The organism is Collinsella sp. An268 (genome assembly GCF_002159765.1).
Lineage (GTDB): Bacteria > Actinomycetota > Coriobacteriia > Coriobacteriales > Coriobacteriaceae > Coprousia.
In genome coordinates, this window is record NZ_NFJH01000006.1 from 69,684 (window position 1) to 88,324 (window position 18,641).

At 65.8% G+C, this 18,641-nt stretch carries 20 protein-coding genes; 4 read left to right on the top strand and 16 right to left on the bottom strand.

The features are described 5' to 3' along the window. Positions 1-92: 92 nt before the first annotated feature. Positions 93-476, top strand: a complete 384-nt coding sequence (locus B5F70_RS06235) for a YxeA family protein (protein ID WP_158094948.1) — start codon at positions 93-95, stop codon at positions 474-476. A 166-nt stretch (positions 477-642) separates the two neighbouring features. Here B5F70_RS06235 and B5F70_RS06240 read toward each other — a convergent pair whose 3' ends face one another. The 4 genes from B5F70_RS06240 to B5F70_RS06255 all read right to left on the bottom strand — a co-directional run bounded on the left by B5F70_RS06240 (position 643) and on the right by B5F70_RS06255 (position 4,787). Further along, positions 643-2,286, bottom strand: a complete 1,644-nt coding sequence (locus B5F70_RS06240) for a hypothetical protein (RefSeq protein WP_087204706.1) — start codon at positions 2,284-2,286, stop codon at positions 643-645. Then, positions 2,279-3,058, bottom strand: coding sequence for an ABC transporter ATP-binding protein (locus B5F70_RS06245; RefSeq protein ID WP_087204707.1), 780 nt, complete (start codon positions 3,056-3,058; stop codon positions 2,279-2,281). The genes B5F70_RS06240 and B5F70_RS06245 overlap by 8 nt, the downstream gene beginning before the upstream one ends. 354 nt (positions 3,059-3,412) lie before the next feature. Continuing rightward, positions 3,413-3,595 carry an Arc family DNA binding domain-containing protein gene (locus tag B5F70_RS06250; protein WP_087204777.1) on the bottom strand — a complete coding sequence of 61 codons (183 nt, stop codon included), beginning with the start codon at positions 3,593-3,595 and terminating at the stop codon, positions 3,413-3,415. A 160-nt stretch (positions 3,596-3,755) separates the two neighbouring features. Further along, entirely contained in the window at positions 3,756-4,787 is a 1,032-nt protein-coding gene (locus tag B5F70_RS06255) for an SPFH domain-containing protein (protein WP_087204708.1), read from the bottom strand. A gap of 307 nt (positions 4,788-5,094) precedes the next feature. On the opposite strand from B5F70_RS06255, the gene dhaK reads away from it, so the two are divergent. The 3 genes from dhaK (at position 5,095) to B5F70_RS06270 (ending at position 8,274) form a co-directional block, all read left to right on the top strand. Then, positions 5,095-6,852 (top strand): dihydroxyacetone kinase subunit DhaK, encoded by a 1,758-nt coding sequence (gene dhaK, locus B5F70_RS06260; RefSeq protein WP_087204709.1) that lies wholly within the window; start codon positions 5,095-5,097, stop codon positions 6,850-6,852. Between the two features lie 36 nt (positions 6,853-6,888). Then, positions 6,889-7,269, top strand: coding sequence for a dihydroxyacetone kinase phosphoryl donor subunit DhaM (gene dhaM / locus B5F70_RS06265; RefSeq protein ID WP_087204710.1), 381 nt, complete (start codon positions 6,889-6,891; stop codon positions 7,267-7,269). A gap of 114 nt (positions 7,270-7,383) precedes the next feature. After that, positions 7,384-8,274 (top strand): zinc ribbon domain-containing protein, encoded by an 891-nt coding sequence (locus tag B5F70_RS06270; protein WP_087204711.1) that lies wholly within the window; start codon positions 7,384-7,386, stop codon positions 8,272-8,274. An 18-nt stretch (positions 8,275-8,292) separates the two neighbouring features. Here B5F70_RS06270 and B5F70_RS06275 read toward each other — a convergent pair whose 3' ends face one another. The 12 genes from B5F70_RS06275 to B5F70_RS06325 all read right to left on the bottom strand — a co-directional run bounded on the left by B5F70_RS06275 (position 8,293) and on the right by B5F70_RS06325 (position 18,604). Continuing rightward, positions 8,293-8,769, bottom strand: a complete 477-nt coding sequence (locus B5F70_RS06275; RefSeq protein ID WP_087204712.1) for a hypothetical protein — start codon at positions 8,767-8,769, stop codon at positions 8,293-8,295. A gap of 61 nt (positions 8,770-8,830) precedes the next feature. Then, positions 8,831-9,199 (bottom strand): hypothetical protein, encoded by a 369-nt coding sequence (locus B5F70_RS06280; RefSeq protein WP_087204713.1) that lies wholly within the window; start codon positions 9,197-9,199, stop codon positions 8,831-8,833. 55 nt (positions 9,200-9,254) lie between these two features. After that, positions 9,255-9,689 (bottom strand): hypothetical protein, encoded by a 435-nt coding sequence (locus B5F70_RS06285; protein ID WP_087204714.1) that lies wholly within the window; start codon positions 9,687-9,689, stop codon positions 9,255-9,257. A 35-nt stretch (positions 9,690-9,724) separates the two neighbouring features. Next, complete coding sequence (locus B5F70_RS06290; protein WP_087204715.1) at positions 9,725-10,567, bottom strand: hypothetical protein; 843 nt, start codon at positions 10,565-10,567, stop codon at positions 9,725-9,727. 21 nt (positions 10,568-10,588) lie between these two features. Continuing rightward, positions 10,589-11,104: a hypothetical protein gene (locus B5F70_RS06295; RefSeq protein ID WP_143753933.1), complete on the bottom strand. Its 516-nt coding sequence runs from the start codon at positions 11,102-11,104 to the stop codon at positions 10,589-10,591. 36 nt (positions 11,105-11,140) lie between these two features. After that, complete coding sequence (locus tag B5F70_RS06300) at positions 11,141-11,416, bottom strand: hypothetical protein (protein ID WP_143753934.1); 276 nt, start codon at positions 11,414-11,416, stop codon at positions 11,141-11,143. Between the two features lie 42 nt (positions 11,417-11,458). Further along, positions 11,459-15,079: an FtsK/SpoIIIE domain-containing protein gene (locus B5F70_RS06305; RefSeq protein ID WP_087204718.1), complete on the bottom strand. Its 3,621-nt coding sequence runs from the start codon at positions 15,077-15,079 to the stop codon at positions 11,459-11,461. A gap of 9 nt (positions 15,080-15,088) precedes the next feature. Continuing rightward, complete coding sequence (locus tag B5F70_RS06310) at positions 15,089-15,379, bottom strand: hypothetical protein (protein ID WP_087204719.1); 291 nt, start codon at positions 15,377-15,379, stop codon at positions 15,089-15,091. 1 nt (position 15,380) lies between these two features. Then, positions 15,381-16,673, bottom strand: coding sequence for a ThiF family adenylyltransferase (locus B5F70_RS06315; RefSeq protein ID WP_087204720.1), 1,293 nt, complete (start codon positions 16,671-16,673; stop codon positions 15,381-15,383). A 15-nt stretch (positions 16,674-16,688) separates the two neighbouring features. Beyond that, entirely contained in the window at positions 16,689-17,897 is a 1,209-nt protein-coding gene (locus B5F70_RS06320; RefSeq protein ID WP_158094949.1) for a Mov34/MPN/PAD-1 family protein, read from the bottom strand. Further along, positions 17,887-18,378: a hypothetical protein gene (locus B5F70_RS10630; RefSeq protein ID WP_158094950.1), complete on the bottom strand. Its 492-nt coding sequence runs from the start codon at positions 18,376-18,378 to the stop codon at positions 17,887-17,889. Before B5F70_RS10630 ends, B5F70_RS06320 begins: the two co-directional genes overlap by 11 nt. Position 18,379: 1 nt before the next feature. After that, the gene (locus B5F70_RS06325) at positions 18,380-18,604 is read right to left on the bottom strand and encodes a hypothetical protein (RefSeq protein WP_087204722.1); all 225 of its coding nucleotides are present in this window, start codon (positions 18,602-18,604) and stop codon (positions 18,380-18,382) included. Positions 18,605-18,641 lie beyond the last annotated feature (37 nt).

Sequence of the window (18,641 nt, forward strand, 5' to 3'; positions counted from 1 at the left end):
TCGACGTTGTCGCCGGCCCGCTTGCGTAACGGGTGCCGTGGGAACCTATGGAGACGCGCTTTTGCGCGATCGAGGCGGAAAGGAGACGCAAGATGATGAAGCGTGCGGTGAAGGTGCTGGTGGTGCTCGCTCTGATCGGGGTCGCCGCCGTGGGCGCCTGGTGGGGTTACAACCAGATGTTCGGCGCGGGCGAGGCCTGGTACGTGCAGGTGGACAACACCCGGCTCACGCAGGCGGGGGAGAACAACAACGATTTCCCGTATCACTACGACCTGCCGGCGGTGGACGCCGCGGGCGCGGAGCGCGAGCTCGGCTTCGACACGAGCCGCGAGCTGCGCGAGGGGGCGTATCTGCACCTCACCACGCTCGCGCTGCGCGGCGTGGTGCGCTGGGAGGAGGTTGCATGGGAGGAGATCCCTGCTCCCGCGCAAGAGAAGCTCGCGCCGCCTGTTGAGGGGAGCGGCGATGCTGCGTAACGTGCACGGCGCCATCGCGGTGGTCACCGATTTTTGGATGCCGCTGATAGGCTGGCTCGCTGCCGCGGGCGTGGTGTGGCTCATCTGGCGCGCCTACCGCGACCGATGAGGCGCGCCGTTGCGGGCGCGCCGCGTGCCTTTGCGGCGGCGGCGCGCCCGCGGCGCATCAGAACATGAGGCGCGTCCGGCGGCAGGCACGCGTGAAGACAAGCCAGCCGGCGCCGGCGAGCAGCAGGCCCAGGGCAAGGATGGCGAGGCTTGCCACGAGGGGTGTGGTTGCCATCGAGAGCGCGAACGTGGCCATGGCGCCGACGGTCACGGCTGCGAGCCCACCCAGCACGACGACCATGATGGGGAAGCCGCGCTTGACGACGTCGTTGGGCGTGGCCCACGTGAGGTTGGGTTTGCGCGCGTCGCTTGCGAGTCCGATGGTGACGAAAAGGAAGAACACGCCAAAGCCGACGACCACCACGTTGATAGCTCCGAGCACGTCGATCTGGCCCGTTGCGAGCATGATCACGGCCGAGATGGCGAGCGTGGCGGCCACGGGCACCGCGTTGGCGGCGAGCTTGGCGCCCAGGATGGTCCGCGCGGGGAGGGGCAGCGTGGAGGTGACCCAGGCGCTACGCCCCTCGATGGATACGGAGCACGCCGCGCTCGGGCAGGTGATGGCGCAGAATGCGAAGACCCAGGGGAGCAGGTTGGCGACGAGGCCTGAGGCTGAGGCGTACTGATCGGCCGAGATGTCCACGCCGTTGATAGCGCCTGAGGTCACCACGGTATCGAGCCCCACCACCGAGATGGCGACCGCTATGATGAGCATGAGAAGGTAGCCGAACAGGCAGTTGAACGCATACGAGGGGATGCCGATCTGCGTGCGGTACTCCTTCATGATGAGCGCGGCGATGGGCGCGCTCGTGCGGCCCGTGCGGTCGCGGAGCTCGCGCGCGGTGAGGGCGCGCGCCCGGGCGCGCCCGGCAAGGGCCGCATTGATGGCGAGATAGTTGCGCTGCATGATCTCGAGGGCGATGCCGGGAATGACAAGCGAGAGGGCGACAAAGGCCGCAAGCGCGCCCAGCGAACGGTCCGCGACGGCGGAGCCCATGAGCGCTGCGGGTGGCCACCCACGGGAGAGCAGGTCGCTTGCAAACGCGATGCCACCCTCCATCTGCGCGGCCGTGATGCTGTCGCTTTGCGCCTGCGCCCAGAACGAGAAGCCGTACAGGCCGATGAAGAGGGCGCTGAACCCCACGAGCGAGACGATGAGGTAGACGAGGTTCGCATGGCGGAAGCGCGAGGCGACGGCACTCACCCCGAACGCGACAAACGTGGCGATGGCGGTGGGGATGGCGGGCGCCAGAAGGACGCTTACCACCATGCCGACGAAGCTCATCACGCTAAAATCGACGAGCGCAAGGTAGACCGCCCACAGCGGCGCGGCGAGCAGGGCACCGAGGAGGGTGGCGCTCGCGTAGAGCGCGCTCACGCGGGCGGCTACCACGATGCGGCGCGGGATGGGGAGCGCCATGACGAGGTCGAAATCGGCGAGACCGAAGAGGGTGCCGTTTGCCTTGAGAAACGTAAAGACCACGCCTGCGAGCGCGCCGATGAGCACGGCAAAGCCGGGGATGGCGTTGGCAAGCCCTATGCTCACGAGCCCTATGGCGACAAGCCCCATATAGAGGAAGATGATCAGGGCGAGCACGATCCCGGCAATGACGGCAAGGGCGCCGCCTGAGCGATTGCCCGGCTTGAGCGAGTGGGAGAGGGCGAGCAGCTGCACTCGCAGCAGGATGAAGAAGTTACGCATGGCGGCCGTCCTCTGAGGATGCGCGGTCGGGGGCGGCGGCGTCGACCTCGGCGAGCTCCAGGAACACGTCTTCGAGCGAGTCGTCGCCGCGGACCTCATCGGTGGTGCCGGCGCGCACCAGTTCGCCCTTGCGGATGATGGCGACCTTGTTGCAGAGCTTCTCGACGACCTCGAGCACATGCGAGGAGAAGAAGACCGCACCGCCACGCGCGGCATGCTCGTGCAGGATCTCTTTGAGCTCGTGCGAGGCGACGGGGTCGAGGCCGACAAACGGCTCGTCGAGGATCAGGAGCTTGGGCTTGTGCAGGAGCGCGCCGATGACGACGAGCTTCTGCCGCATGCCATGGCTGTAGCTGCCGATGGGGCTCGCGAGGTCATCGAGGATGCCGAGGCGCCCGGCGAACGAGGTGATGCGCTCCTCGCGGACGTCGCGGGGCACCTCGAAGACATCTGCCATGAAGGTCAGGTACTGGATGCCCGTCATGAACGTGTAGATATCGGGATTATCCGGCACGTAGGCGAGCTGTCGCTTGGCGGCAACAGGGTCGGCGGTTACGTCGACGCCGCACACGCCGATGCTCCCGCCCTCAAAGGGCTGCGCTCCCACGATAGAGCGGATGAGCGTGGTCTTGCCGGCACCGTTATGGCCGATAAAGCCGTAGATATCGCCCGCCTCGACGGTGAGTGTGAGATTGCGCACGGCGACCTTGTCGCCATAGCGCTTTTCGAAGCGGTCCACGGTGAGAATAGGGGTTTTGCGGGTTAGAGGCATGGGTCCTCCTATCAAAGGACGGTGGGTGGGATCGGGGGCGAGCGCGTCGCCGGGACATTGGGGGCCGATGGGAGCCGACGGGCCGCGGGCAACCCCCTGAGGAGACGGCAACCCCCTGAGGAGACGGTTCGAGACTCAAATGTGCATCAAATGCGAGAAGTGCCGTCTAGACCATGATGCATGGAAGGGGTTGCGTGCTGATATGCGGGCGCCGAAGGAGGGTATAGGAGGCATCTGCGACATTTGATGCACATTGAAGGCGCGAGGTCTCTGTTGGGCCGTGTCGCGGGGTTTAGGATGCGGGCGTTATTCCGGGAGCGGTGCTCATAGACGATGCGGTTTCGCGGCTGACGGCTAGGAGCGCTCGTCATCCCGGTGCTTTTCTTCCCGTTTGGGCAGGCGCCCGGCCCGCTTGAGCGCGTCGCGCAAGATCCACTCCACCTGCCCGTTGGCGCTGCGCATCTCGTCGTCGGCCCAGCGCTGTACCGCCTCCCATACGGCGGGATCGATACGGAGGGGATATTGCTTGCGCGCCATGGCGGTCACCTGCTTGAAGGGGGCGCTTGGATCTGCCGAGTCGCGGTGCAGGTCCAAGCGCGGCATGAGTCGATAGGCCTAGGTTTATCGTGAGAGGCCGATCACGGTGGCGCCCGGCACGCTCATGGCGACGCCGTCGCGTGCCGGGCAACGGGCTGCGCTAGTACAGCGAGCCGGCGTTGACGATGGGGTGCGCCTCGCTCTCGCCGCAGAGGACGACCATGAGGTTGGAGGCCATCTGCGCCTTGCGCTCCTCATCGAGCTCGATCTTGCCGTGCTGCCCCAGCTCGTCCACGGCCATCTCGACCATGGTGACGGCGCCCTCCACGATCTTCTTGCGCGCGGCGATGACCGCCTCGGCCTGCTGACGGCGCAACATCGCTTGGGCGATCTCGGGCGCGTAGGCGAGGTGCGTGAGGCGCGCGTCGTCCACCGCGACGCCGGCGGGGGAGAGGCGCTGCGTCAGCTCGTGCTTGAGCGCCGTCGAAACCTCCTCGATATTGGAGCGCAGCGTGATGGAGTCCATGGAGTCGCTCGAGTCCTCGGCATGGTCGTAGGCGTAGATGCTCGCCACGTGGCGAAGCGCCGTCTCGGCCTGCGTAGCCACGAACTGCTCGTAGTTGTCCACGTCAAAGAGGGCTTTGGCGGTATCGGCCACGTGCCACACCACGACGTTGGCGATCTCGATGGGATTGCCCATCTTATCGTTGACCTTCAGGATCTCGCCGTTGAGCGTGCGTGCGCGGACAGAGACCTTGGTGGAGAGGGCCTTGGTCGCCTTGGTGGCCGTCTCAATCTGCTTGCCGAGCGAGAGCCCGGACTTGCTGATGACCTCTGCCGTGGCGTTCTCGGCGGTGCCGTCGGAGCCCATGGAGCGGCTGTAGAAGGGGTTCGCCCAGCGGAAGCCCTCGTCGCGGACGGTGCCCTTGTAGTCACCGAAGAGGATGCAGACGCGCGCCTGGCCGGGCTGCAGCGTGAAAAAGCCGGAGACGAGGATGCACCAAGCGATGAAGAGGACGACGCTTGCGATGACCATGATGACGGGGAGCGTGGCGGACTCGCCGGAATCCTCCGTGGCGACGGCGAGCACGATGCCGCCGACGAACAGGGCGATAACGGCCACGATCCCAACGAGGCTCGCCGCAAGCATGCCCCAACCGGACGCAGCTTTGATCTTCTTCTCGGTACTCATGAGAGTTCCTTTCTCGCTATCGGTCGCGCGGTGCGGCCCGTGCCGCGCGGGGCGCCCTGCGGTCGCCCGACGGCAGAACCCCTGATTTGGTGGCGGGGGGGGGTGCTCCCCGAGCGAACACCCCGATGGCGTTCGTTGATTGCATTGTGATATCACATTGAGTTCACGTCAACTACCGTTCACCGAAAGCCGAGCGGTATCGCCGCCCCCTATCTCCTGCGACCGTTTTGGTACCGCAGAGCTGCGGGACCGGGCTTTACCGGCTGGGTACAATGGGGCCAATGAGGAGTGAGAGGAGCCCTATCCCATGAAGAAATTCATCAACAGGCCGGAGGATGTCGAGCGTCAGGTGGTCGACGGCTACGTAAAGACCTACCCGGGCATTATCGCCAAGGCGGCTGACGATATCGTGGTGCGAGCGCGCCGCAAGACCGGCAAGGTCGCCCTCGTTTCCGGTGGCGGCATGGGTCACGAGCCGGCTCATTTGGGGTATGTGGGCGAGGGCATGCTCGATGCCGCTGTGGGCGGCGCCATCTACACGTCGCCGGCCGAGGATCGCGTAAAGGCCGCCATCGACGCGGTGGCGCCGGGTGCGACCGGCGTGCTTCTGATTGTCAAGAACTATACCGGCGACGTCGTCAACTTCAAGATGGCGGCCTCGGAGGCGGCGGAGGAGGGCGTCAACATCGCTTACGTGGTGGTGGACGACGATGTCGCGGTCGACGGCTCGTCGTTTACCGTCGGGCGCCGCGGCGTGGCGGGAACGGTCTTCGTGCACAAGTGCGCGGGCGCGGCGGCGGAGGCGGGCGCGGACCTCGCTGGGGTCGAGCGCGTGGCGAAGAAGGTCATCGCCAACGTCCGCACCATGGGTGTCGCCATCGAGCCGTGCACGGTGCCGGCGGCGGGCAAGCCCGGTTTCACCCTTGCTGACGACGAGATGGAGATGGGTGTCGGGATTCACGGCGAGCCGGGGGTGCGCCGCGCCGCGATGGAGCCGGCGGACGCTATGGTGGACGAGATACTTGAGAAGATTCTCGGCGATCTCGACTACGCGAACGCGCGCGTGGCGGTGCTGGTAAACGGTGCGGGCGGCACGCCGCCCTACGAGCTCGCCATCGTTTCGAACCGTGTGCACGACGTGTTGGCATCCCGCGGCATCACGGTGGTGCAAAGCTATATGGGTTCCTATATGACCTCGCTGGAGATGCGCGGGTTCTCGATCTCCGTCCTGCGTCTAGATGAGGAGCTCGAGCACCTGCTCGCCGCCCCGGCGCATGCCGTTGCCTGGCGGGAGGGGGCGGCAGCGCCCGCCAAGGAGGTTGCCGCACCCGCGCCGGCCTCTGCTGGCGCGGTGCCTGTTGCGTCGGCGCGCGCGGGCGAGACGCGCCCCGAGCCCTCCGGCGCCTTAGACCCGGCGACGGAGCGGGTCGCCCGCGTGCTCGCGGCGGTGGCGGATACCCTGGATGCGCATAAAGACGAGCTGACGGAGCTCGACATGCCTATCGGCGACTCCGATCACGGCATCAACATGGCGCGCGGCTTCGATGCGGTGCGCGCGCAGCTGCCCGAGCTTGGCACAGGTGATGCGGCGACTCTGCTCCGCAAGGCAGCGATGACCATCATCTCCAAGGTGGGAGGCTCGTCCGGTCCGCTGTACGGCACGCTGCTGCGCAAGCTCTCGGTTGCGGTGAAGCGCGCGGGCACGCTCTCACTTGCCATCTTTGCGCAAGGGCTCGAGGAGGGACTTGCCGGCATCGAGGAGCTAGCGGGCGGTGCTCCGGGTGACAAGACGATGATCGATGCGATGGTGCCGGCGCTCGCGTCGCTAAAGGATTCGCTCGCGGCGGAGGTGCCGGCTGCCGAGGCGCTGTCGCGAGCGGCGCGGGCGGCGGCGGACGGTGCCGAGGCAACCATTCCGCTCGTTGCGCGCAAGGGCCGCGCGAGCTATCTGGGCGAGCGCTCGGCGGGGCACAAGGACCCTGGTGCCGCCTCGTTTGCCTACTGTTTGGACGCGGTTGCCAAGGCTGTGGCGGCTGAGGGTACTCGTTCCGACGCTGCCGCTTAGGGTGCCGAGGTGTAGACACGCGATAGGAGGATGCCCATGGTAGGCACGGTCCTGGTTTCTCATTCCCCTGCGCTTGCCGAGGCGCTGGCGGATTACGTCAAGATGATGGCGCCGACGGCGCCCGTTGCCTGTGCGGGCGGGCTTGAGGACGGCTCGTTCGGCACGAGCTATGAGGCCATCGAGACGGCGATTGATACGGTGGACGGCCCGGACGGCGTGGTGGTCATCGTCGATATGGGGTCGGCTGCGCTCACGGCCAAGATGGTGCTCGAGGATCGGGACGATGCGCGCGTGCGCCTTGCGGACTGTCCTTTTGTGGAAGGCGCCGTCGAGGCAACGGTGCGCGCACAGGCGGGTGCCGGCCTCGATGATATCGTGGCAGCGCTTGCCGAGGTGGCGGCAAAGCCCAAGGTATAGCACGCTTTCTGGGAAGCTGGCGGCAGGTGCGGTCGACAGGCGGACCGTGATGAGACTGCTGCCCTCCTCTCATATCATGAACGGGAAAGCCACTGGAGTGAGAAAGAGGCTGCTTTGTTCTGCTCTGCATGCGGCGCCAAGGTGCGCGATGCAGATTCGTATTGCTGGAAGTGCGGCGCCAAGGTCGGCGCCCCCGATGAAGCGGGGTCGGAGGATGCCATACCTGCTGAAGCTGATGCATCGCAAGCAGATGGGTCGTTGTTGAAGTCTGCCATTGGGGCTTCCACTGAGGGGCGGCATCAGGTTCTTTTCGTACATGAGGACGGAACCATACAGGAAAAGGGTCCCAAATACGCCTTCGGGGATGATGACATATCGACCCCCAAGGTGCAGCAGGCATGCATCGATCCTTCGGTGTACACGGGGACGTGGTTTGATGTTCATCAGGCGGTGCTTGCCACGGGTTTCACCTTCGAGGGGCTCGATCTCTACGGAGAGACCCCAAAGCTGATCTATCGCGTCAACCCCGCGCTATTTCCCTTTGTCCCATACGGAACATCAGAAGATTGTCTTGCCGTTGACATTGCGGGAATCAATGTTTCGTCGGTGCGAACGCTCGATGATATTCCGTATCAGCTCAAGGTCGGCTCGCTGCAGCTCTTCCTACCTAACGTGGACACCCATGTTGACACTTCGACGTTGGTCAAAATGGTGCAAGTGGCGGCGCACCACGTTGGTTTTGCTCCTCGGACGATTTACGAGGGCGTCGTAGGGAACCACAACCTGACCGATGCACTGGCTTCCGCATTTGGGCTTGCGGGCAAAACGACGATCGTTGGCGAAGCCTGGGGTTCGAGCGCTGTTCAGTATTACGACAAGCGCAAGGATACGTGCCAAGGATATGGCCTCAAAGCGCGCCTACTGGATTATGTCGGTCATCCCTACGCAGTCTACAAGGCCTCCTTGGATGTTGGATACGGCATCAATCTTGTGACCTGCGCGTGAGGATGTTAGGAGCTGAGCCTAGCTCTTATCGATGAAGAATTGGATATAGATGAAGCATACGATGAATACGACGACACCGAGGATGGGAAGCCCGAAAAGCCCGCCGCCAAGCGCCATCGCTACGCCGCCCAGTAATGCGGAGGCTATGATGTTGGCGAAAAAGTTGAGGCAGCCCGTTGCCCCCTTGCTCTCTGTATCCTGCGTTTGCGTTGACGCTGGTGTTGCTTGCGTGTTCCTGAATTCCGTTCCCCGGGGGCTGTTGTCGTTCGATTGACGGGCCGAAGTGCGCGCACCGGATTTTTTATCTTTGGATTTGGACGTGGTAGGTTGTGATTTCTGTCGTGCGCGCGGACCGGTAGAGGAGCCACTGTTGCTTACATGGATGGTCCCGTCTGAGCCGATTTTGGTGCTCGAGACATCGGGCTTCTCTTCCTCGTCTACGCGGATGGTCCCGTCTGGGCCGATGGTTATCTTGGGTTTGTTTTTGTCGGGCATAATGTGTTCCTTGTTGTCGTACCTCTCGATTGGGGGCGTAGGGGGAGATATTGTTCATGTGTTACAGATCGAGCCAAACGCCAATGAAGTAAAGGGCGGCGCCGAATAATAACACCGGCATGGTTATGAAGGGGGCTCCAAGTGCTGCGGCAATGAAGATGAGAAGAGCCACGCCTACAAGAAAATATGTCAACTTGGACGGTTCAGATTCCTTCTGCTGAAGGTCGCTGGGTGCTTTCTTTCGTTGTGATGCCGTACTTGCTCGAGGTGATGTCACTGCTGGCGTCTTTTGGTTGCCACTGGTTTTCTCTGACGCTTTCTTGCTCGACGTGTTGAGTTTGTTGCTAGCGGGTGCGGCGGGCTTCTCTTTATCGTCCACGTGGATGGTACCGTCGGGATCGATGGTTATCTTTGGTCTCTTCACTGTCATGAGAATTCCTTATGATGCTTGCAGTGCGCAGAAGACGGCGGTATTTCGATGTCTTCTATTTAAATAGAGCTTTGATGAAAACCACAACTACCCATAAACCGAACGCCATGCCTGCCAGACCGATTATGGGGATGCCGAGGCCGAACTGAGCGTAGGCGGCGGCCGCAATAAAGGCGATGAAGATAATGCAGCCGAGGCATCCCCCAGAGTCGCTGGAGTCATCGGAGCTCTGCGATTCATCGCCATGTTTTGTCGCGCCTGCTTCTGCGGATGCGTTGACCGTGGGGTTCTTGTTCTCCTGCTTGGCCTTCTGCTTTGACGACTTATCGGGTTGTCTGGTAGACGTTTCGGGTTTGCGTTCTTCGCCATGTATATGGATGGTTCCATCGGAATCAATTGATGTGTCGGACGAAGCTCCGGGCTTCTCTTTATCGTCCACGTGGATGGTGCCATCGGGGCCGATGGTTATCTTGGATTTCTTTTCTGCCATGGGATCCTTGCTTTCAGGGTGGTGTGGTTAGTAGGTTATGAGCGCTTGCGGCGCACCTCGAGCGGGAACTTCTGATGGCATTTCCCGCAGGTGACGCTTACCTGGCAATCGGCGTTGGGCACGGTCACGCGCACTTTGACGCCGCAATGGGGGCAGGTGCAGACGGCTTTGGCGCGCGGTCCCTCCACGTGGTCGAGCGGAACGGTGCGAGGTTGCGGTGCGGGCTCGGGTTCAGGAGTCGCGTGCGATGGGGACGAGGGTTGCGTTGCCGGCGCCGAGGTCCTCTCTGCCCGAGGTGCCCGCGCCGGATTGGGTGCGGGTCGCGGTGCCGGCGCCGGTCGCGGCGCCGGAGCGGGCTGCGGTGTCGATTGCGGCTGCGGCGCGGATGCCTGAGCCGGTCGCGGCGCCGGCGCCGGCGCGGTGGGCCTCACGGCGCCGCTTTGCACCATATCGATCGCCTGCATCACCACCTGGCCCATGTCCTCGTAGTACATCTCCTGCTGCTGTGCCTTGCTGGCGTTGAGCATGCGGGTGACGCCCGATAGGATGGCGTGATCGCGCCGTGTCATCTCGGCAGAGCGCATATTGCGGGTGTATTTGTCGGTGCCCACGTAGTAGACCATGAGGCGGGTCGAGAGCCCCGAGCCTTCTTGCGTCAGCACCGCCTTCGAGTATTTGCGCGGCTCCGTGGCGTGCGTGATGACGAGCCCCTCGACGGAATCTCTCAGAAAGCCGGCGGGTTTGACCTCGGTTACCTCGACCACCATGGGCAGGCCGTGGGTGCCCACCAGCTGCTCGATGGCGGTTTTAAGCGTGGCGAACGAGAGGGCGCTTCCTATGTTGATGCGCTCGGCGGGGGTATCGGGTAGCTTGATCATGGCCGGCTCCTTTGGCGATCGTTAGAGGTGCTTGGTGTTGACGGAGACGTCGACGGCGTAATACTCGTCGAGGGCGCGCTCGAGCTGGGCAACGGAGAGGCCGAGGGTCTCGGTGTAGCGGTTGCCCGGCCCCTCCAGAATCTGCGTCACCTTGAAGACGGCGTCGTCAAACTCCCGCTTGCGCTCGATGAGCTGGGCCTCGTAGTCTGCGGCGCGACGGGCGCGCATCTCGGCCTCCGCCTTGGCCTCGGCGAGCAGCACCGCCTGGCGGCGGGTCTCCTGCCAGTAGTCGAGCCGCTCGTCATCGGAATGCGCATAGCGCACATCGTGGTCGATGTGCCACAGCTTGTCCTCGGCCGTGCGTGCGGTCGCCTCGGCCTCTTCGCGGAGCCCCCGTACCTCGCGGATGCGGTCCTCCATCGTCTGCTGCAGGTCACACATGATGCGCTCGATGATGCGGTCCTGCTCGCGCATCACGCTGTCGAGCCGCTCGGCGCTCGCGCGAAAAGCGGCAAGTTCTTCCACATCGCGGGCCACGCCCACCACGTCCTTTCAGATAGTGCGCCCGGGCCGCTATACGCGAATGCTCAGGTAGTCCTCAAGCGCGCCGCGCAGCAGCTGCACGCGTGTGATGCACTCGTGGATGTCGGTGTAGGGCGCCTGGATCTTGGCGGTGATATCGCTGATGACGCGCTGGAGCTCTCGGCACTTCTCGTCGTCCCACTCGTCCTGCACGGTGGCGTACGCGCGGACGAGGTGCTCGCTCGTCTCCTTCTGCATCTCGAGTACTTTGAGGAGCTCTTTGACCATGTCGTTCATGGCCTCTACTGCTTGCTGTCCTCTTGCCATGGTGTTCCTTTCGTCGGGGTGGGGTGGCAGATGCGGGGCGGGTTACCGCGCGGAAAGCGGTGGTAGGTTCTCCGCGTCGATCAGATAGGGTTTGAAGACGAGGGGCGGGTGTGCGCCGTCCCACATAACGGCGGTGTTGTCGCGCAGGGCCGCCGGGTTGATGTCGGGGATGATGAAGTGGCATTGGTTGTCGGAGAGCCCGTGCACCACGCGCCACGCCATCTTGGGCAGGGTCTCGTAATGCATCTCCTTGACGGCGAGGTAGTCCGTGTTGAAGAGCGCGCAGGCGATGCCGCGCGTATGGCCGTATTCCGTGAGGTCGCCAAACGTGCGCCTGTCGGCGAGAACCGGCGGTGCGGCCATCGCGTCTTTCGCGCCCGCCGGGGTGGCCGCGTCGCGCGGGGCTCCCCCGCCCGCCGTGTCGGCGGTGTGGGCGGTGTCGTCTGCGTACGTATCGTTGAGGGCGTTGATCTTGGCGAGCATCTCCTCAAAGGAATCGAGGTGCGGGATGCCCGGGGCGCTGGTATCGGGCGAGGGCCGGCTCGCTGGCGGCGCCGGTTGGTGCGAGGGCTTGTCGGCCGGGGCAGATGCGACCGGCGTGGCGGTGGGGGACGTCTGCCGCCACGTGCCGAGGTCGCGTCCCGCCACAAAGGCGGCGAGGGGTTCGGCGAGCTGATGGTCTCCGACCACGGCGAAGAGCATCTCTTTGCCGGCCGCGCCCATCGCGCGCTCTTTGAGCTCGCGGGCGATGCCGTCGAGCGCCTCGACCATCTCGGCCCATGTGCGCGCCACGCGCACGCGTCCGCCCGCCCACCGGCAGACGGCCTCGGTCGCGGTGCGGGTCCCGTCGCCGGCGGCAAGGTGGGCGTCCAGCACGTAGACGTTGGCGCCCGCGCCCGGCGTGGCGGCTACGGCGCCGGCGATGTAGGCTGCCTCAAGACGGTCGACCATGTCGGATGAGACGGAGGTGGCGATGAGGGTGGAGCGGCGCGTGGGGCTGATCTCGAGGGAGCTCGCCTGACCCATGCGCGCGGGCTCGCCCAGGGCGATGCGCAGGGGCGCGCCGACGGGGGTGCCCGGCGCGGCGGGTGTGCTCGCGGCGGCAAAGGCCGCGCACGCGCTCAGGCGCGGTATGTCCATGCCACGGTAGACAAAGGCAGGCTCCGCGTCCATGCTGGCATAGCGCTCCTCAACGGCGCGGAGCACGCGCTCCTTCTCGGCATCGTCGCAATAGACAAAGCGGAAGGAGCGGAGGTCGGGCTCGGCGGCATCCTTGTCAACGAGGTAGACGCCGGAGCCCTTCTCTTTGCCGAGCAGGCGGCGCGCGTCGGCGGCGATGCGGTCGCCAAAGAGCTTCGCAAACTCGGCCTCGGAGTTGTTGAGGGCGATGCGCACGTTTACCTGCGAGAGGTCGCGGTCGCTCATGCTGCAGCCCAGGTTGAGCGAGGCGAGTGCCTGTGTGGAGAGGATGAAGTGCATGCCAAAGGCGCGCGCCGTCTGGAAGAACGTGCGCAAGACGGCTGCGGCGCGATTGGCGGCGCGTCGGTCGGTCGCCTCGTTGAGGAGAACCTGGAACTCATCGAGCACCACGAGATAGCGGGGGAGCGGCGACGGCGAGGCGCGGCGCGCGGCGGCGTAGCTGGTCACCCCGAGCTCCTGGTAGAGCTTGGCGCGCCGCTGCAGCTCGGTGTACAGCTCCTCGAGCACGCTCGCACCAAACGCCTGGTCGGCGTCGAGGGCGACGACGCGCAAATGGGGCAGGCGGTACTGCGCGTACACCTCAAACTCGACGCCCTGCTTGAAATCGAGCAGGTAGAGCCTGAGGTCGTCGGGCCCATAGGTGGCAAGGCCGGAAAGGATGATGGCATGCAGAAGCGATGTCTTGCCCGTGCCGGTGGTGCCGGTGGCGAGGGCGAAGTGCGAGAGGCCGTCGGCCACCGCATCGCCGAACTCCAGCGCAAGCGGCGCCCCGTCGGGCATGAAGCCAAAGGGGATGGAGAGCTTGTCGGTGGGGTCGCCCGCGCCCATGCGCTCGGCGGGCACCAGGCCCGCGAGCCCGCGGTAGCGCGCCGCCGCGGCCGCACGCTCGCCGGCAAGCGCCTGCTGGATGCTCTCGAGCGACGTCCAGCTCGTCTCCTCGCAAAAGAGCTTGGTGCCCCAGACCCGATAACCGTCGTCGGCGCAATCGATGATGAGGTTCTCCTCGGGCAGGCTGGCGAGCAGGTTGTACGTGCCGCGCCACACCTCGCCCTCGGCCGGGGGCAGGGTGTTCATCAGCAGGTTGACGCCGGCGTGGTGGCCGTGCGTGGCGATGTTGACGAGCGCCTCGGCCCAGCTCTCGTCCACGGCCGGCGGCATGTTGATGGCGATGACGGTGAGGAGCGGCGCGTGGTTGCCGGCCACACCGCCCGTCTGCTCCACCATGTCGAGCGTGGTGGCGTAGCCCCCCTGCATGACGGTGGCCAGCACGTCCCGTAGTGCGTGCAGCGCCTCTTGCGGGTCAGAGATGACATCTGCCTCCAAGAGCTCGGGGCACGTGCGGATAAAGGGCAGGTCGATCTCAAGCCCCGTTGCCGCGCCGGAGAGGTCGATGACGAGGAACCGCTGGCGCCCGGCGCGCGTCCCGGCGAGCTCTTGCGCGGCGATGAGGCTCATGAGGGGGAGCGCCTGCGAACGGTTGCCCACAACCGTGCACGAGCAGTTCTCGCTGCGGTCCAGCAGCTGGGGGACGATGAGGTAGTCGCCATCGAGGCGCTCCGCGTAGCACGCGCGATACGCCGCCGGGATATCGAGTAGGGCGGGCGTGTCATCGGTGAACTCAGGCGTGAAGGGGCCGTCCGGCAGCTGGTAGGCGAGCCAGCCGAGCATCAGGAAATCGCAGGTCTCCCGCGCGGGGGTCTTGAGGGCGTCGAGCGCGAGGTTGGCGAGCGTGTCGAGCAGCTCGACCTCCTGGGGTGCGAGGATCTGGGCAAAGCCCTCCCCCGCGGCGCGGGCACGGGCGCGCTCGCGCCGCTCAGCCTCCGCTTCGAGTTCGTCGAAGCTGGCGTGCTGCGGGGCGCCGCCCAGGGCGGGGTCGTTTGCGAGCCGCGTGGCGATGCGGTCACATTCCCGCTGGATAAACGGGTTCCTCAGACCCGTGTAGAGGGCTTTTGCCTGCTCGATCACCTGGCTGAGCTGCTGGCAGGGGACCCCGTCCTGCAGCAGGCGCGGCAGCCGCGCGCTCGCGGCGATCTGGTCGCGCAGACGCTCGGCGGAGGCCAGGCACCCCTGCAGGGCGCTCACCACGTCGGCGAGTGTGTTCGAGGGGTCGAGCTCGGTCTCGTACCCGGCCTGCCAGGCATCGCCTACGTCGAGCATCCCGCTGCGCTCCTGCCGATAGAGCGAGCTGATGGAGCGCACGTAGGCGTCTACGTCGTCGATGCGATGGGCCAGGTGGTCCGCCTGCCCCAGGAGCGGTTTGATGGCGCGGTCGAACTCCGCGTCGATCGCCTCTTTGAAGCGCCGGTCGCGCTCCTCAAAGTGCGCGAGGTCCTCGCTCGCTATGGTCGAAAGCTCCTCGGCGGTGTCGGACGCGATTTTCAGGATGTCGCGCGCGGCGTCGAGGGCTGACTGGCCGAGCTCGTGGAGGCGTTCGTCTACGCGGTGCAGGTGGGGGATGGGCATAGTGGGTACCTAACAGACGAGGGGGTGGGAGGGGTCGCGCGCCGCGCGCTCGTCGCGGGCGGCGTCGTCGCTCACCTCGTAAAACCGGTGCGCTGCCTTGCGCATGGCATCGAGGGCCTCGATGAGCGCCGTCTGGGAGCGGAGCATGGGCTCGATGTAGGCATCCTGCAGATCGGGCACGTGCGGGTCGCCCGCCATGTTCTGCTTGAAGGCGCCCCAACGCGTGCCAAACGTGGCGGAGGCGTCGGCGATGGCGGCGAGGCTCGCGCGGATGCTCGCTTCAGACTGGTACGCGTCCATGTCACGCACCCCGCTCATAGGTGCACGGCGGGCAACCGTCGCGGAAGCCGACCATGAGCGACGTGGTGACCTGCAGGGGATAGCTGAAGATCTCGGCCATCTCGCCGCCCACGGCGGGGTCGTTGGTGTTGCACACGAGCGTGTACTGGGTGAGGTGGGGGAGCAGACGCTGGGTAAAGCGCGGGTTGCCCTCGTTCAGGATGTCGAGGGCGAGCTTGATACCGATGATGGTGACAAAGTTGATGTCGATGGAGATGCCGGGCTCAAAGTTGACGGCGGCGAGGTCCGCCTGGTCGGAGTAGATGTGGTGGTTCGCCTCCACGCGCTGGGAGATGCCGTCTTCGCCCGCCCCGAGGGCGCAGCGGTAACAGGGCTCTCGGCGCCCGGGCAGCCAGTAGAAGATCTCGCCCGCAAAGGCGCGCTCCCAAAATCCGATGGAAAGGTAGGGTACCTGGTAGAGCACGGCGATGCTGTTGCCGTACGCGTCTGCCGCCCGCCCGTCGGCGCAGCCCATGAGGAGGGTCTCGCCGGGTACGATCCACCGGTCGAAGACGTCTTTGGCGACCTGCTCCGCGGTGGTGCGGGCCGCCTCCACATGCGCGCAGGGGTTGATGGCGAGGATGCGGTCGCGCACGGCATCGACCTTGTAGCGGCCCACGTCCTCCACCCCGCACTGGTGGCGGCAGATGTTGTGGTACTCAAAGATGTCGGCGTCCACGAGCAGGAAGTTGCCCACGCCGGCGCGCGCGAGCTCCAGCACCACGAGGCTCCCCACCGAGCCGCATCCCAGAACGGCGACGCGCTTGGCGGCCATAAGGTCGGTCTCCAAAATGCCGGTGTTGCGCGAGAACACATCGCGGTGCAGGTCGTAACGCTCGACGGCGTAGCGCCCGCCCGGTCCCACGCAGACGAGCTCGGGCTCCGCCGCGTCCGTCCAGTAGAGACAGAACCCCTGAGGCTCCTCATGCGCGACGGGCGCGTCGTCAACGTGCGGCGCGTCCGCCTCCCCCTCGGCAGGGCCCGCGCCCTTGATCAGCGCCAGAAGGTCCCGCTTGCTCGCGGGGCGGGTGCGTCTGTCCAGATCGCGCGCCCAGGCGGGCGCATCGGCAAGGGTGGGGTAGATGCGCCCGACCTCACGGGCCCGCTCCGCGTGCGGCGTGCCGGGGGCGAGCACGTTCAGCACGCCGGTCTCGGCGTGATAGATACCGCGCACGGCGCCGGTGGCGCGGGCGTCGATGAGCGAGCCGGGGACGAGCGCCCGCAACGTGGTGGCGGCGGTGGTGCCAAAAGCCATGATGGTCCTCCCTTGCTAGGAGACGGTGACGCAGGCGGGGTGCGGGGCGCCGTGCGCGTCGAGTGCCCGGGTGATGGCGCCCGTCCGCAGCAGTATGGTGGCATCTGCCGCGGGAAGGCGGAGCGCAAAGGTAGCACTGCCATTTGCCTGCGGTAGCTTGCCGATTACGCCGAGCACGCGCTCTGCGTGCCCGTCGGTTGCAACGAGGCGCAGGCGTTGCTCGCGGTCGAGGGAGAGCTCGAGCTCGACGCCGCGGGCGGCAAGCGCCGCGCCGTCGGCTTCGGTGATGTGCACGGCTTGCGCGAGCTCGTCGTCGGTCCAAAGCGCGGTGTCCCAGACCGGCTCCGCCCCGTCGAAAACGGGGCGGTCATGGGATGCCTGGCGTGAGACGGCGTCCTCCCAGAGCTCGGCGAGTTCGGTCAGGCTGAGCGCCGGCGCCGCCGGCGCGGGAGCTGCTCCGGCGTGCAGGGCGCGCTTGTTTTGCGCGGCGAGCCGGCGCATGAGGGCGTCCGGCGCGCAAAGGGGCGCCTGAGCGAGGCTTTCCTCCCATGTGAGAACGGTAAAGGGGACGCGGGTGTAGCCGCAGGTCTGCCCGTCGACGTGGAAGAGCGTGAGGCGCGGCTCGGGGTCGATGTTGACAAGGCCGCTTAAGGACCCCCAGGGGCTCAGCTGCGCGTAGCGCGCGTTGGTGCCGTCGTCGGTGTTGCTGAAGCGGTCAAAAGACCCGGGGTGGCGGTGCCAGAGGCCGATGACCTCGAGCGGGCGCTCGTACAGGCGCACGATGCGGTTGGCAAGGTGGTTCACATAGGGCTGGTCGTACTCGAAGAAGGCGAACTCAAACACCGAGTTGGGGCCGGGGTCGATGGACTCCGCCACCAGCCAGTCGTCGCCATCGCGGTAGCCCAGAAGGATGCCGCCCGTCTCGGTTGCCACCTTATACAGGGTCTCGCTCAAAAGCGAGACCCAGGCGCGCTGGGTAAAACGCACGTGGAGGTGCTCCGGCGCAAACGGAGGGACGGGCCGCTGCGGCGGGGTGTCGCGGTCGTCCAGGTGCGTGGCGGCAGCGCCCTCGGCCGCGTACGCGTCCGCCTCATCATCGGCGCCGTACCGGTCTTGGCGGGAGCCGACGCTTGCGCGGGGACGCGACGCCCGCCGCGGCGTGGGTCGCTCCCCCGGCAGCGAGATCAAGCGGCGCAGCAGGTCGCCCCAGATCCTAATACACATCGGCAAAGACCTCTCTCGTGGGAAGCTCGCCCTCGAGCCATTCCTCGACGATGAAAATCCACTTGGCAGCCCAAGCGAGCGACGAGGCGGCTGAGGTCGCCTCATATTCCTTCTTGCCCCCGTGCAGGCCCTCTTTGACGTACTGGCGGTCGCTCGTGCACATGTAGTAGTGGTTCGCCTCATCGACGAGGACGTGCGGCAGGCTGCCCGCCGCACGGCAGAGCTCGTCGAGGTCGGGCTTGATGGAGTAGATGCGCACCGACGAGCCGTACCGGGCATCGTTATTGGGATGATCGTGCTGGTAGATGGCCATGAGCGTCCATGTGCCGCCCGCCTTGCCGCGCGGATTCAGCGTACCCACCCAATAGAGGCGCCCGTCGTCGAGCGTCTGCAGCTTGAAGTGGGGGAAGAACTGCTGCATGGCAGCCTTCTCCGCCTGAAGCAGCTCGGGGTTGCGCTCGTACCAGTAGAAGGACGCCATCTTACGCGAGCACCCCCTTGGGAACGAAGACCTCGACCTCGCCGTCGACGACCTCCTCTACGGGCGTGCCGTCGGGCGTCTCGTTGGCGCTGTGGACCGTGCCCGCGTGCGAGACGTTGATGGGCTCGTTGTTGCGGAGCATCTCGGCGATGCGTCGGCGCTGCGCCGCGGCGGCGTTGTCGTCGTTGGACGGTGCGGCGGTCATACCTGCGGGAATGTGGGACATGGGGTACCTCCTAGTCTTCGGTGTGCAGGATGGTTGT

What these genes read in the sequence shown, in the direction of transcription:
- B5F70_RS06235 (WP_158094948.1), top strand. Translation starts at nt 93, where the DNA reads ATGATGAAGCGTGCGGTGAAGGTGCTGGTGGTGCTCGCTCTGATCGGG.
- B5F70_RS06240 (WP_087204706.1), bottom strand. Translation starts at nt 2,286, where the DNA reads ATGCGTAACTTCTTCATCCTGCTGCGAGTGCAGCTGCTCGCCCTCTCC.
- B5F70_RS06245 (WP_087204707.1), bottom strand. Translation starts at nt 3,058, where the DNA reads ATGCCTCTAACCCGCAAAACCCCTATTCTCACCGTGGACCGCTTCGAA.
- B5F70_RS06250 (WP_087204777.1), bottom strand. Translation starts at nt 3,595, where the DNA reads ATGGCGCGCAAGCAATATCCCCTCCGTATCGATCCCGCCGTATGGGAG.
- B5F70_RS06255 (WP_087204708.1), bottom strand. Translation starts at nt 4,787, where the DNA reads ATGAGTACCGAGAAGAAGATCAAAGCTGCGTCCGGTTGGGGCATGCTT.
- dhaK (WP_087204709.1), top strand. Translation starts at nt 5,095, where the DNA reads ATGAAGAAATTCATCAACAGGCCGGAGGATGTCGAGCGTCAGGTGGTC.
- dhaM (WP_087204710.1), top strand. Translation starts at nt 6,889, where the DNA reads ATGGTAGGCACGGTCCTGGTTTCTCATTCCCCTGCGCTTGCCGAGGCG.
- B5F70_RS06275 (WP_087204712.1), bottom strand. Translation starts at nt 8,769, where the DNA reads ATGCCCGACAAAAACAAACCCAAGATAACCATCGGCCCAGACGGGACC.
- B5F70_RS06280 (WP_087204713.1), bottom strand. Translation starts at nt 9,199, where the DNA reads ATGACAGTGAAGAGACCAAAGATAACCATCGATCCCGACGGTACCATC.
- B5F70_RS06285 (WP_087204714.1), bottom strand. Translation starts at nt 9,689, where the DNA reads ATGGCAGAAAAGAAATCCAAGATAACCATCGGCCCCGATGGCACCATC.
- B5F70_RS06290 (WP_087204715.1), bottom strand. Translation starts at nt 10,567, where the DNA reads ATGATCAAGCTACCCGATACCCCCGCCGAGCGCATCAACATAGGAAGC.
- B5F70_RS06300 (WP_143753934.1), bottom strand. Translation starts at nt 11,416, where the DNA reads ATGGCAAGAGGACAGCAAGCAGTAGAGGCCATGAACGACATGGTCAAA.
- B5F70_RS06305 (WP_087204718.1), bottom strand. Translation starts at nt 15,079, where the DNA reads ATGCCCATCCCCCACCTGCACCGCGTAGACGAACGCCTCCACGAGCTC.
- B5F70_RS06310 (WP_087204719.1), bottom strand. Translation starts at nt 15,379, where the DNA reads ATGGACGCGTACCAGTCTGAAGCGAGCATCCGCGCGAGCCTCGCCGCC.
- B5F70_RS06315 (WP_087204720.1), bottom strand. Translation starts at nt 16,673, where the DNA reads ATGGCTTTTGGCACCACCGCCGCCACCACGTTGCGGGCGCTCGTCCCC.
- B5F70_RS06320 (WP_158094949.1), bottom strand. Translation starts at nt 17,897, where the DNA reads ATGTGTATTAGGATCTGGGGCGACCTGCTGCGCCGCTTGATCTCGCTG.
- B5F70_RS10630 (WP_158094950.1), bottom strand. Translation starts at nt 18,378, where the DNA reads ATGGCGTCCTTCTACTGGTACGAGCGCAACCCCGAGCTGCTTCAGGCG.
- B5F70_RS06325 (WP_087204722.1), bottom strand. Translation starts at nt 18,604, where the DNA reads ATGTCCCACATTCCCGCAGGTATGACCGCCGCACCGTCCAACGACGAC.